7 protein-coding genes are annotated in these 14,409 nt (G+C 55.1%); all 7 read right to left on the bottom strand.

Features of this window, described 5'->3' with window-relative positions; translation table 11 throughout:
- Window positions 1-539: hypothetical protein (locus OZ410_RS00005; protein WP_277705858.1), on the bottom strand; the 539-nt coding region annotated here is incomplete at its 3' end.
- A 475-nt stretch (window positions 540-1,014) separates the two neighbouring features.
- Window positions 1,015-4,785, bottom strand: a complete 3,771-nt coding sequence (locus OZ410_RS00010; protein ID WP_277705859.1) for a Calx-beta domain-containing protein — start codon at window positions 4,783-4,785, stop codon at window positions 1,015-1,017.
- Window positions 4,786-5,099: 314 nt separating this feature from the next.
- Entirely contained in the window at window positions 5,100-6,854 is a 1,755-nt protein-coding gene (locus tag OZ410_RS00015) for an Ig-like domain-containing protein (RefSeq protein ID WP_277705860.1), read from the bottom strand.
- A gap of 53 nt (window positions 6,855-6,907) precedes the next feature.
- Window positions 6,908-10,666, bottom strand: a complete 3,759-nt coding sequence (locus OZ410_RS00020) for a Calx-beta domain-containing protein (RefSeq protein ID WP_277705861.1) — start codon at window positions 10,664-10,666, stop codon at window positions 6,908-6,910.
- 201 nt (window positions 10,667-10,867) lie between these two features.
- The gene (locus OZ410_RS00025; RefSeq protein ID WP_277705862.1) at window positions 10,868-12,805 is read right to left on the bottom strand and encodes an OmpA family protein; all 1,938 of its coding nucleotides are present in this window, start codon (window positions 12,803-12,805) and stop codon (window positions 10,868-10,870) included.
- A gap of 16 nt (window positions 12,806-12,821) precedes the next feature.
- The gene (locus tag OZ410_RS00030; protein WP_277705863.1) at window positions 12,822-13,769 is read right to left on the bottom strand and encodes a PorP/SprF family type IX secretion system membrane protein; all 948 of its coding nucleotides are present in this window, start codon (window positions 13,767-13,769) and stop codon (window positions 12,822-12,824) included.
- A gap of 4 nt (window positions 13,770-13,773) precedes the next feature.
- The coding region (locus tag OZ410_RS00035; protein ID WP_277705864.1) for a T9SS type B sorting domain-containing protein at window positions 13,774-14,409 on the bottom strand (636 nt) is incomplete at its 5' end.

The raw sequence follows: 14,409 nt of genomic DNA on the forward strand, positions 1-14,409 counted from the left end.
ACAGTACCCGCAGCTGCGTTGATCTCATCGATCGCATCCTGTACGGTAGTGGCGGCCAGGCCGCTGGCGGTATTGTCAAAGGCCACCTGAGCCGCATTTTGGTTATCGGTATTATCCAGATATCCGCTCAGGTCCACGCTGTTCGCATTTTCAATGGATAGCGTATTCCCGCTAAGGGTAAGGGTTTGGTCGTCTGTATTGATTGCACCCAGGTCCGCCAGGGGAACGCTCACGCTATTCCCATCGCTGTCGGTCAGCACCAGGTCTGCCCCCACAACGGCAAAACTGGTATTGGTGGTGTTGGAATCGGTAGAGGTCAGTTCCCAGGAATCGCCATCCCAATAGTAAATGGTACCGGAATTGGTATTGACATAAATGTCGCCGGTATCCGCGCCGGTAGGGCTGGTCATGCCGGGGGCAGTAACCGCCGTACCACTCAGGACCTCGCAGTTACACTGATCTGCAAGGTTTACCGTGGTTTGGCTAAAGGCCACTCCCGAAAAGAAAGTCAGGAGCAGCAGGAGGAACAGTCGTTTCATGATCCTAGGGTTAACGTGGGTAGATGTTGTAGCTGTCATAGGTTTGGTTAGTGTTTGTCCGGTTGTGGCCGGTTGTAGCAGGACGGATACCGAATCTGAATGGTCCTGGCAAACCCCTCCCGCAGTATGTACGGGAAGTTGGATTAGGAGGTTTGGGGTTTTACAGTCCATGTTGTCATTTTTGCGTTTTATCTGGGCGGAATACAGTCCACTACACCCTACAAAATTATCGGGATACCCAGGGGAGGAAAATAATTGTTGTGTAGAGGTGAAATTCCAAAGTATAGCCCCTCCTTTTTGAGGTCTGCGACCGTTTTCCACGGAAATTTGCCCTTGTTTTTTATCGATTAGGGCCCGAAATACGGGCGCTGATCGACGAGCGGAATCCCCTTGCGGATGCATGGCAGGTGTTGGCATAAAAGGGTCGGTTTTCACGGTGAAAGACATGGGCGTAAGGATCAAAAATGGGGTTATATTACTGCTGGTTTACCCGGTAGGTGATCCTCCGGTTGGTGATGATCGTTCGGATCCGAACCGGCCCGTGGGGGCCAAATTCGGACGTATGGTTTCCTAAAAAGCCCAGGGCGGTCAGCACGTCATTGGCCGTAACCGAGGCATTGTTGGGAAAGCGTACCTCAAAGCGTGAAGTGTTGTCAATATTGCCGTCTGCGTCCGAATAACCGGAGGTTCCGGTATCCAGGTCGGCCGCGGAGCCTTCCACCACCGAACCGATATAGCGCTGGCCTTCCCCGTAATCCCGGGAAAGTCCAAGTCTGTTATCCCCTGGGGCAGCTGTACCTTCGCTGATATCAGAAAGATAAAATTCGATGGTGGTGCCCGGGCGGGCCCAACCTTTGATGACCAGGTCCGGACCTTCAGTATAGGCCGTCACAATTATCGGGAAGTTCAGGAGTCCATTGGGGCCGGAGTCCGTGTCCCCATTATCATTTAAAGTAACCCCGTCCCCATACCCTCCGGTTGGGTCCAGGTCAATCCCCAGAGCATCTGCCGTTGTTCCGTTGGCATATATGGCATTTTGGGAGATTAAATTTGCCCCGCCAAATAGGGTAACCAGGGCTATGCCCGCATTGCCATTATTAAAAATGAGATTCTCCGTGATACTGGAATTGCTGCCCCCCAACCGGATTCCAACCCCGCCAAGACTACCAAAACAGGTAGTATCCTGACCGGCTTCCGTGATGGTGTTCCTGTTGAAATTCAATCCTCCCGGAGAAGTTCCTGCTTCTACGTTTACAGCCCCGGATTGCTCCAATAAATTAAGCGTAAAACGAATTCCCGTACCAGATTCCAGGATCACATTAGCTCCACATGTGCTGAGGCCATTTTGAGTGATGTGATTGCCGGTAGCGCTAAATCCGGAGGTGTCACTGATCCAAATGCCTGAAAGAATATTTCCAGCAATATAATTTCCATCAAGGGTACCTTCCCCTCCCGTTATCTGTACCCCAATACTCGTGTTTGCCAAAGGGGTTCCTGTAGCATCTGTACCAATTAAATTTTCTTGTAGGGTAGTTGATCCAGCACTCAGAAGCACTCCAGTTGCATTTTGGGCAAGAATGGCAAGGTTGCGGATTACGGTACCGTCGCCCGAGGTTGCAAAGACATCCCCCGAGGCCTGATACACTTGAATTTCAGGCAGTTCGTATACGGGCAGCACATCCCCGGCCGTGCCCACGGCAGCGCCCCCTGCACCAGCGGTGCCCAGGTTGGTATCCCCGCTGTAGGCCGTCTGCGTGCGGCCATCAATATGGGTATCGGTACCGGTGATAACCGGCAGTGCGGTGGTAAGGTTAATGCTGAAGATGCCCCCGGTGTATCCTGAATCTGCCGTACGCCCCAGCGGATCCCCGGTTGGGGGGATCATAAAGATGGAGACATCCTCCCCTGCCGCCGGATCAAAGAGGGCATTGGCTTCAATGTCCATACCGGCCTGGTCCAGCGCATTGCTGTTGGTGATAAACTGGGCCAGGGAGCCCTGTCCGGAATCGTTGGTATTTACAATGGTGTTGAAATTGAAGCCAAAATCGATTCCGCCTATTCCCCCTCCGGAAATCACTACGGTACTGCTGGTCTGGGCGGCTGTGAGCGTGCCGGCCGGGGCGTCGGCTGTGGCAGCGGGGTTGGCCCCGCCTATTTCATTGGTATATTCATTGCGCACCGTCCCGTTATAATCCGTGCGGAAGGTCTGGATGGGATAGCAATCGGCGCACGTATCCCCGCCTCCGCGGGTGGATGGCACCTCGGAATTAATGACCCGTACGGTATAGGCCCCGTCGGACATGCCGCTAAAGGTATAATCCCCGAAGGCATCGGTGGTCGTGGTCTGTAAGAGATTACCCAGGGCATCGTACAGTTCCAGGGTGGCCCCGGGTATGCCCAGCCCGCCGGAGTTGGCCAAATTTCGGCCGGCACCCCCCGGGTAGTTGATGTCTTCAAAAACGGTCCCGGAAATCAGGTTGGAGGGCACCAGCAGGACCACGGCCGTGGAGATAATCAGGTCAGCCCCTACATTCACATTGGCCGTTACCTGGGTGTCTGTGGAATTGATGAAGGCCGAAATATCGTAGGTATCCAGGTCCAGGCCATAAACACTGGAATTATTCACCCCGGCCAGCTGGTCATATACGGTGGAGTTATAGGCATTGTTGCCAGGCTGGCCCCCATCGCCGGTCAGTACAAAATTGGCGCCCAACTGGTTGGTGATGGAAAGCTCTTCCGGGTTGGTGGAGCCGCCGCTGGAACCATCCAGGGTATCATCCCCTTCGTAGGAGATAAAAGTGGCCTTACTCCCGGCCGGGCTTATGGCGTAAAAACTGTCCAGGGTAAAGGTGGTGCCCGTATTCTGGGAAATATCGTATCCGTAATACAGGTTAATGGTAGACACCGGCAGGCTGTCGTGCTCGTAAAATACCAGCAGGGACCAGGCGCCCAACACTACGGTGCCGTTGCAATAGGGTGCAGAGTTATCAATGGTCAGGTCGGTCAGGTCGTAGGTATTGCCGCTGGGGTCCGGCAGGGCGGTTACGATATCGGTCACATTGGCCAGGTACCCGTAAAAGTTCAGGCCGGCCACATTGGCCCCGTATACCACATCTGCATTAACGGTACTTCCCTCCAGGGTTACCTGCGTATCCGGGTTCTGGGCGGAATGGGACCACAGCAGGTAGGCCTCCTTAATGGTAGAACCTGCCGGAATGGGGGTGGTCAGGGTTCCTGAGGAATTCGGGCCAATGGCACAGGGATCCACACTGTTGTGGGCGGTGCGAAAAGTCCCCCCGCCGGCGCTGTAGTTGTAATGTCCGCTCAGGTTGCGGTACAGGTCCAGGGGCACATCCTGCAGGATAATTTCGTCGTCCCGGATGGTGGCCGTCCCGGTTACTGAAATATTCACTGCGGGGTCCGTTACCGAATCGATCTGCAGCACAAAGGTTTCATCCCCCTCGTATTCTGCATCATTGAGCAGGGGTACCACTACCGTCTGGGAATCCCCGGAAACCCCACTAAAGGACAGGGTTCCGGATACAGCGGTATAATCCAGGCCTGAGGTAGCTGTACCATCTGTAGTACTGTAAGTGGCCTGGAAGGGCCCGGCTACACTGGGGCCGGAATGGGTTACTGTAAAGGTGGCCGTGCCAGCGTCTTCGCTTATAGAAATATTGGCAATGGACAGGCGGGCAGGCAGATCAGCACTGATCTGCACATTGTCGATGGCCGCCCAATCGTCCGGGGCCCAGTTGGAACCGTTTTTGGCAAACAACAAAACGGTATTGTCCGATATATAGGCCGAGATGTTCTGGGTAAAGGTGCCGGAACCGGTCAGGGAACCGATTAACGCAAAGCTGGTACCCCCATTGTTTGAGATATACACCCCAAGAGCACGGGTCCCCTCCAGGCTAAAAGAAGAGTAGTCAAAGCTAAGGGTTGCGGTGGTGGCCCCGCTCAGGTTGGCTGAGCGGCGGATGTTTTCACCATACAGGTAGTCCAGGCGCAGCTGCCCGCCGGGGGTTATGTACAGGTATTGGGCATTGGGGCCCGGATCGGTATCCCCGAATTCCACCCAGTCCGAAGACCAGTTCACGGTCCCGTCCTGGTTGTTATAAGCAATCGAATTGAATTCATCCCGGAAGGTTTCCTGGGAAACGCCCGCAACGGGAATCAGCAGAAAGGCTGCCAAAAGGCAAAACAGGGTGTAGGTAGCCCCGGATAGGTTGTGTTTGAGTTCCATGCCGCATTCATTTGGGACCGGCGCCTTCACGGCAGAAGGCAACCGATGCGGCTAAACTAGCACGGGGGGTTCCACTATTTAGGTAAAAACGGCTTTCCGGAGGATTGGTGGCGGCCAACGGCCCCCATGTTTCGATAAGCGGGCGGCCGGTCGAAAATCCCGGCACTGGCCGAAACCGGTGCGGCCAACGGGAAAGCTAAAATCATTAAAAGCCTTGAAAAACAGACCTATATCAATTGCAAAACCCCTGCACAGGGGGCAGGGGCTTGCGCCTAAGATTCCCGAAACGGGAATCGCCATGTAGGATAGGGTGGCTATTCGGGATCTACGCGGTAGGTAATCCGGCGGTTGGTGATCACCGAAGAAAGGCTTATGGTAAGGGAAACCGTGGCGGTATCACAGAGGCCGTTGCTGTCGCATACCTCGTAGGTGAAAGCGTCGGTCCCGTAATACCCGGTATCCGGCGCATAGGTAAAGCTGCCATCGGCATTTAGCAACAGGGTGCCGTGGGCCGGGCCAGAAATGGGAACCGTATTCACCGTTAATGGGTCTGCGGGGTCCCGGTCTGTATCGTTGGTCAGCAGCCCGGCCGCAGGTACCACCAGGGTTCCCGGGTTCAGGGCTGTATAGGCATCGTCGAAGGCACAGGGAATACTGCGCACCGCAAGGATGTCCGAGGCTTCGGAATAAGGAGTACACCCGAGCAGGGGGGCAATCCCCAGCTGGTAATCTCCCGGGGAATCTATAACCACCTGGTCCATCCCCACGCCCGTGATGGTATCGAGCCCATTGGCCGGAAAGACCACGCCTGGGGTGAGGGAATACCAGACGTACTCCGCACTGGTAGAGGCAAATTCGGCCTGTAGAATACGGGTTTCTCCCGTGGCGCAACTATCAAAAGATGCCGGGGCCACTATAGTCGTATTCACCTGCGTATCGGAGGCACTGCCCAGAAAATCCAGGGGGCCTACATAATCTTTCAGGGAGGAGGTGAAAGCCGAAGAGGTCCTGGATTTAGCCATAATGGCACTAAAAGGGGAATCGCATGCCGCCGTAGACCCAAAGAGGGCGCGCGGGTCAAAGCCCAGCTGGGTAAAGTTCACCCCCACCTCGGCAAAATAGTCCTGGTTATAGAGGTTGGTGTAGCCCCCTGTATTGGTAGTCCCCCAGGGCGGGGCCTGTGTGAAGATGGGATTGACGTTGCTCAACAGGCTTCCCGGGCCCAGTACAATTTCCCCATACCCGTAGGTGCTGCCCCCGTCTATCTGAGTGCCCCAAACAAAAGTTGAGGTCCCTCCAGGAGAGGAGCCGGGCACAAAAGTAGCGCGGTCTACCCACAGGCGCACCTCAACCCCGCTTACGGAACCCCCGGTATAGGCAAACCCGATAATCATATCTCCGATCTGGGTCACGTTTCCCGAAGCGTCAAACTCCCAGGCCGTATGGCCTTCCTGCGTCCCTGAATTGGTAAAGCCCGAGCCCGTATCCTGGATTTCGGACACAAAGAGTTCAAAGTCGATAAAGTGGTTCCCGGAAGAAGACAGGGTAGAGACCATCATAAAAACCCATAGGTCGTCGGTTACCTGATCGCCGTCGCGGCGCATGTGCACCGCAGCATCTACAATATCGGTCTTGTCGGGGACGGAACCGGGAGCCGTTCCCCAGGAAGTTTGCGGATTATCCCCATTTTTTCCTCCGGTAAACTGGGTGAGGTCCTGGGAGGTATAGCTTACATAATCCCGGGCATAGCGGGCGCTGTACCAGATGTACCCGCGATTGGAGGAATAATTGGCGATACTCTGGCGCAAATCGAAAGAAATGTTGTTGTTAGCAGCCAGGAGGGCCGCATAGCCATTGGCTGCCGCCGTGGCTTCGTCAATTACCCCAAAACCTGTAGCCCCATTGTAGAACCAGTCGTCGGACTCCACCCCGGAGAGCGCGTCCCCGCTATAGGCATCGGCTTCCACCCCAAAATTGGCCCCTACCCCGGATTGCGCGGAAAGGCCGTTCGGGGCCAGCAACGCTATTCCAAAAATTAAAAAAACAATCTGTGTTCTCGGGGGCCTCATGTAGGTTAAACGGTTTCTAATCGTGGGCTTCTTGTGTTAGGATGCGTTGTTTTTTAATTGGAATTAACCCGGTAGGTAATCCGGCGGTTGGTGATCACGCTGCGTACCCGGATCTGGCTCATGGGTGCAAATTCTGAGGTACTGCCGCCCAGGGTAGCTGTGGCGGTTACCTGGTCGCCTACCACCGCACCTGCGGGAAGAAGCAGGCGGAATTCATATTGGTTGGTGTTGTCGGTATTCCCATCGGCATCCAGATAGGAGGAGCTACCGCCATCCAGGTCTGCGCCGGAGCCTTCGGTTACTGTGGTGATATACACCTGCCCTTCCCCATAGTCGGTGCTGAAGCCCAATTGGTTATCTCCCTCGGCGGCCGTGCCTTCCCTGATATCGGTAAAGAAGAACTCGATCTCGGTGCCGGGGCGGGCCCAGCCTTTTACCACGAGCTCCGTGCCTTCCATATATACCGCAGACAGGATGGGAAAATTCTGCAGGGTGTTGGGGCCCGAATCCGCATCCCCGGATTCGTTCAGGGTTACCCCGTCCCCGTAATTCCCGCCGGCATCCAGGTCAATCCCCAGGGCAGGGGCCGTGGTGCCATTGGCATAGATGGAATTCTGTGTAATGTGGTTACCCGTGCCCGAGGCGTCGGCCACCACAATGCCCGCATTGCCATTGCTGTAAATGACATTGGAGCTGATGGTGGAATTACTGCCGCCCAGGCGGATCCCAGTACCCCCTTCGCCCCCGTGGCAGGCGGTGTCCTGCCCCGATGCCGTTACGCTGTTGTCGTCAATCAGCAGGCCGCCGGCACTGCCAATGGCCTCAATACCCACAGATTGGGCATTTTCAATGAGATTTTGTGTCAGGCTAATGCCCGTCCCCCCTTCTATAAGGACATTGACCCCGCACCCGGCCGTGCCATTGCCGGTAATGTGGTTCAGGCTTATGGCCAGGGAGGCGGTATTGCGCACCCACACGCCCTGGTTGGTGAGTGTTGCCATATAGTTTTCGGTAAGCACAGCATCCCCTCCGTCTACTTCCACCCCCGTGTCAATATTCCCGGCATTGGCCCCGGTGGCATCCACGCCCAGCAGGGCATTGCGCACGGTCAGGGAACCGCCATCCACGCGTACGGCGGCGTTGTTGTCTGCATATACGGCCACGTTCCGCAGCAGGTTGTCGTTACCCAGGTTTACAATCACATCCCCGGCATTATGGTGCAACTGAATCTCCGGTAAGTCAAAGGTCGGCAACAGGGTACCGGATACGCCCACGGCAGTACCCCCGGCCCCTACAGCCCCGGCATTGGTATCTCCGCTGTAGGCCGTCTGGGTGCGGCCGTCAATGTGCAGGTTATCGGAGGTCAGGTCCTCCGGGTTTACGCTGTTGCCAAAGAAAATGTCGAAGATCCCGGAAGCATATCCGGCATCGGCGGTCCGGCCCAGGGCATCCCCGGTGGGCGGGATCATAAAAATGGACACGTCTTTGCCTGCGACCGGGTCAAACAGGGCATTGGCTTCAATGTCCAGGCCGCTTTCGTCCAGGTTGTTGGCGTTCAGGATAAATTGTTGCAGGGAGCCCTGCCCCTCTTCGTTGGTATTAACGATGGTATTGAAATTAAACCCGAAATCGATGCCTCCTATACCTCCGCCCAAAATATTAACTGAGGAAAGGGTTTGGGCGTTTACTACAGTGCCCAGGGCGGCATCTGCCGTAGCTGCGGGATTAGCCCCTCCGATCTCATCGGTTATCGGAGTAGGTGACCCTGCTGTGAATTCAGTCCGAAAGGTTTGAACGCCATAACAGGAGGTACAGCCTGCACCACCGCTACGGGTAGATTTGATATCCTGATTCGGAACGCGTACCCAGTAGTTCCCATCAGACATCCCGCCGAAATAGTAGTCGCCACTGGCATCCGAAGTGGTGGTGGCCTGGAACGTCCCGGTGGAGGTATACAATTCAACGGTAGCATTGGGAATGCCAATACCGGCTGCGGTAGCCTGATCTCGGCCTGCACCCCCAGGGTAATTCAGGTCTTCAAAGACGGTGCCCGAAATCAGGTTGGAGGGTACCCGAATAACAACGGCAGAAGAAATGACCAAATCCTGCCCTACATCCACATTGGCAGTTACCTGCGTGTCCAGGGGGTTTACAAAGGAAGAAATATCATAGGTATCCAGGTCCAGCCCATAGATATTGCTGTTATTCACCCCGGATATTTCATCATAAACCGTAGAGTTATAGGCATTATTCCCGCTTTGCCCCCCATCTCCGGAAAGGATATTGTTAATACCCAGCTGGTTGGTGATGGAAAGCTCCTCCGGGTTGGTAGAGCCGGCACTGGAGCCGTCCAGGGTGTCATCACCCTCGTAAGAGAGGAAAGTGGCCTTACTCCCCGCCGCGCTAATGGCATAAAAGCTGTCCAGGGTGAAGGAGGTACCCGCATTTTGCGTAATGTCAAAACCGTAATACAAGTTAATGGTGGAAGCCGCCAGGGATGGCTCTTCATAAAACACCAACAGGGACCAGGCGCCCAGAACCGTTGCCGTACCGCAGTAATCTGCCGTATTGTCAATGACCAGATCGGTCAGGTCGAAGGTGTTGGTAGTCGGGTCCGAAATCCCGGCTACAATGCTGGTCACATTGGCCAGGTAGCCATAGAAGTTTCGGCCGGTGAAACCAGCACTATATACCAAATTGGCACTCACGCCCTGGCCTTCAAAAGTTACCTCGGAATCCGGCACATAAGAGGAATGGGACCAGAACAGGTACGCTTCCTTTATGGTTGCCCCTGCAGGTATGGGAGAGGTAAGGCTGGCGGACGAAGTACTGGTAATGGCACAAGGGTCGGTTGTGTTGTGGGCGGTCCGGAAGGTACCTCCTGCGGTAGTATAATCGAAGTTACCGCTCAAATTGCGGTATAAGGCCAATGGCACATCATCCAGAATGATCTCATCATCCACAATGGTGGCCGTCCCCACACCCGTAATCCCAACTGCCGGGTCCGTTACCGCATCAAACTGGATCTGAAAAGTTTCGTCAGTCTCATAGAGCCCATCGTCTATAAGCGGGACAACGATATTCTGGGTCTCTCCGCTGCTCCCGCTAAAAAACAGGGTTCCGGAAACGGCAGTGTAATCCGCACCGGACACAGCTGTGCCGTTAAGGCTGCTGTAATCGACAGAAAAAGGACCCGAGGTAGCAGGCCCTGCATGGGTTACCACAAACGTTGCGGTACCGTCGTTCTCATTTACAGTTATGGAGGCGATAGCCAATCGGGTACTTACATTGGCGCTGATCTGAACGTTATCTACCTGTGCCCAATCATCCGCATTCCAGTTCTGGTTGGACTTGGCAAAACGCAGAACCGTATTGGCAGAGATATAGGCGGAAATGTTTTGAGAGAAAAATCCCGAACCGCTTACCGATGCAATTTGGGTAAAGGATGCTCCGCCATTATTGGAGAGGAAAATTCCTAAGGTTCTGGGTCCACCCAGACTATTGGTCGAATAGTTAAAACTCAAGGTTGCGGTAGTGGCTCCGGTAAGGTCTGCGGTCCTTTGAATCCGCTCTGTCCAGAGGTAGTCCATTCGCAACGCTCCGGCATTAACGTAAATGTAATCCCCGGTCGGCCCCAGGTTGGTATCCCCGGCTTCCTCCCAGTCCGAAGACCAGTTTACAGACCCATCCTGATTGGAATAGGATACGGTGCCAAATTCATCACGAAAGGTTTCCTGCCCCATGGCTGCCGTCGAAACCAACAGCATCAGGGCCAGTACCCAAATGGATGTACTCCGTAGATGTACGATCATGTTCCCCATTGTTTATGCGAAAGCGGGATTAACCCACTTCTTCCCAATACACAAATGTAACCGGCAGGTGCCGCCCCGCTAAACTTTTGTTGTGAAGTGGGATAATCGGGGGGTGAAGGGGGGAGTTTCCGGGGTTAGCCACCGCAAAAACAGGTGCATCTGGTCGATCAGGCCCCTAAAACACGGCGTTTACGAAGGTTGTTACTCCTGTATGATGAATTCCGAACGGCGGTTGCGGGCGTGCTGTTCTTCCGTACAGGGCACCCCGTCCTCGCATTCGTTCATGAGGTAAATTTCCCCATAGCCCTTGCCGCTCAGGCGCTCCGGGGCAATCCCCTTGGAGATCATATAGGCCACCGTAGCATCGGCCCGCTTCTGGGACAACCAGAGGTTGTAGGCATCCCGCCCGCGGCTGTCCGTATGCGAAATGGCGCGGATTTTCAGGCTGGGGTATTTCTCCATGGCGGCAATCACCTTCTGGATTTCGATTTCGGCATCCGGGCGAATGTTGTATTTGTCGAAATCAAAATAGATGGTGCTCAGCTGCAGGAGCTTGGCCAGGTCGTCCCCGAATCCGGCCAGGACCGTTTCCCGTTCCAGGTAAAAGTCCATAATCCGGGGTTTGCCATCCGAAGGGGCCAGGTATTCCTCTGAAGGGATATAGCCCTCCCGGGTGGCCCGCACAAAGTTCCCCTGGTTGCAGTCCAGGGTAATTTCGTAGTTCCCGTCCGTATCGGTAATCCCGCTGCCAATCTCCATGTTGTTCTCGTCTATAATGCGAACCGTGGCCCCGGAGAGGGGGCTGTTGGAGATCAGGTCGCGCACCGTCCCGCTTACGGATTGAATGCATTCAAAGCCCAGGGGCTCCAGTTCTGTAAAGGCATAAATGTCGTCGTCCCCTACCCCATCCGGCCGGTTGGAGGCAAAATAGCCCTTATGGCTGTCTTCGGAAAGGATAAAGGTAAAGTCGTCCATGGAGGAATTTACCGGCCGCCCTACATTCTGTACGCTGCCTTCGTAGGGCAGATAATCCAGTTTGGTCGCAAAAATATCCAGTCCGCCCAGGCCCGGGTGGCCATCCGAAGCGAAATACAAAACATTGTTACCGGACACGAAGGGGAAGGTTTCCCGTTCCGGGGTGTTGATCTTAGGCCCCAGGTTTTCGGGGGCGCCAAAGGTGCCGTCTTCCAGGATTTGCACCCGCCACAGGTCCGATTGCCCCCGGCTGCCGGGCATATCCGAAGCGAAATACAAAAATTTTCCGTCGGGGCTCAGGGTCGGGTGGGCCACCGAATAACTGTCGCTGTTAAACGGCAGATCTTCCAGGGTGGTCCATACCCCGTCGGTTTTGTGGGCCCGGAAAATCTTCAGGCGAACGATCCCGGAAGCGTCCCGGCTTTGTTTATTCTCCACCACATTGTTGCGGGTAAAATAAAGGGTGTTGCCATCGGCCGTGGCCGCAGTGGTAGACTCGTGGTAGCGGGAATTCACCCCATCCAGCTTAACAGGCGCCCCGGCCCTGCGGGCGGCCGTATCCACCCGGTACAGGTCCAGAAAATCCCGGGCATTCCAGGTGTGCCGGTACCGGGCCAGGTTACCGGTATCCCGGTCGGAGGAGAACAACAACTCTGCCCCGTAATAGGCTGGAGCAAAATCCGAATACGGGGAATTAAAACGAAAGGTGTCCAGGCGCACCCGGCCGGAATTGGCTTCGATGCGTTCCAGGTAATCCGGTTCGGCCTTAAAGAGATCCACGCGGGTATCGGCCATGGCGCGGCTGCGCGACAGGAATTCGGCCATCATGGCATCGGCCTGCTCGTACTTCCCCACGCTGCGCAAAGACTGGGCATACCGGAAATAATCCTCGGCCCCGGTTTCCTTAGGGTAGGCGGTAACCAGGCGACCATAGATTTCTTCAGCCTGGGCATATTCCGCATTGAAATAATAGGCATTTCCCAGTTTCTTTAACAGGTCCGCATTTTCAAACCCCCGGTCCAGTACTTTTTGGTAGATGTCCTGGGCCATCTTGAAAGAATACTGGTCGTATGCGGTTTCCGCCCGCTCCAGGCGGCGCTGCTGGGCCACAACAGTCCCGAAGGCCAGGAAGAAGACAAGGAGTAAGGCGGGCTTTTTCAGCATAGCGGCAGGGCGTTTATCAGAAGAAACGGGGGCTAATCAAACGTTCAAAGGAGCGGATCAGTTCCCAGCGCAGGAAAATCTCAAAAGAGCCGTCGTTAAACTGGGTCCCGCCCAGGGCGGTGGTTTCCCGGTCGTAGGCCAGCCCGATCATCAGCTGCTCGTTTAGCTGGAACCCTACCAGGCCGCTTACGGCGGCATCCCAGCGGTAGGCGGCCCCAAAGGAAAATTTCTCGTTAAACAGGAAGCTGGCGGATAGGTCCAACTGCAGGGGGGCGCCGCTAACCACCTTGGTGAGCAGGGCCGGCTTGAACTTCAGGTTCCCGTTCAGGTCAAAGACGTAACCGGTAATCATATAAAAGTTCACCCGATCTACGGAAAGAAAGGACTCCTGGGCGCCCGCAGAATTATCGAAATGCTCCGATTCCAGCAGATTGGGCGCAGACAAGCCCGCGTAAAACCGGTCCGTATGGTAATAGATCCCCAGGCCAAAATTCGGGGTAAACTGGTTGTCGATATTATCCTCATCCACGGTTTCCTGCTGGTATTTCCGCAGGTTGTTAAAATCCAGGCTCAGCAGATTCCCCCCGGCCTTCAGCCCAAAGGAAAGTTTGGCATCCCTGGACACATCAATAGTATAGGAAAGTACAGCATCCAGATAGGTTTCCTGTACCACCCCATCCCCGATGTTGTCATTCACCAGGGAAATCCCGTATCCCAGACGGGAATTCCGGATGGGGGAATGCATGTTTACCGTAAAGGTCTGCGGGGCACCCTCCAGACCTACCCATTGGGAACGGTAAAGGGCCGCCAGGCTCAGCTGCCCCCGGGACCCCGCATAAGCTGGGTTCACCGTCATGGTATTGTACATGTACTGGGTGTACTGTGCATCCTGTTGGGCCTGCAGCCCGGAAATAGACCCGAAAACCAGGGCTACAAACAAGAATCTATAAAAAATACTGCGCATCTTTTTACTTATTGCCAATGTAGACATACCCCTTCTCTACTTTCCTTTCGCCCTGGTAGTCGTACTCAAAGATATAATAATATACCCCGGACGGAAGATAATCATTGGTGTTTAGCGTAGAACGCCCGCGGGAGCGCCCGTCAAAGACATTAAACTGGTTGTCGTAATTCCGGCCCTCGTATACGGCAACTCCCCAGCGGTTAAAGATGCGGATGGAGTTGTTTTGTGCCAGGTGTACGTTCTGGATAAACAGGAAATCGTTCCGGCCGTCCTGGTTGGGGGTCACCAGCTCAAAGACGATTATCCCTTCCTCATCGGGGTCCGGATCCGGGTCGGGATCCCGGTCGTCGGTGGGATCCAGGTAATCCGGGGTGCCGTCATCATCCGTGTCGTCGTTGGTCGGGTCCCCGTCATTGTCCGGGTCTTCCTCTTCGGTGGGCGTACCGTCTCCGTCGTCGTCTGTATCGCGGTAGTTCACATCTTCGGTCCCGTCCGTATCCGGCAGGTCGTTGGCCGGGTCGTCTATCTCGTCGTTAACGTCGTAGCCGTCGTTTACATCCGAGCCTTCGTACCCGTCGTCCAGGCCGTCCCCGTCGGTGTCGGTGCCCGTGTAGGTCCAGTCCGGCTCCCCATCGAAGTT

It is taken from the genome of Robiginitalea aestuariiviva (assembly GCF_029537735.1).
Taxonomy (GTDB): domain Bacteria; phylum Bacteroidota; class Bacteroidia; order Flavobacteriales; family Flavobacteriaceae; genus Robiginitalea; species Robiginitalea aestuariiviva.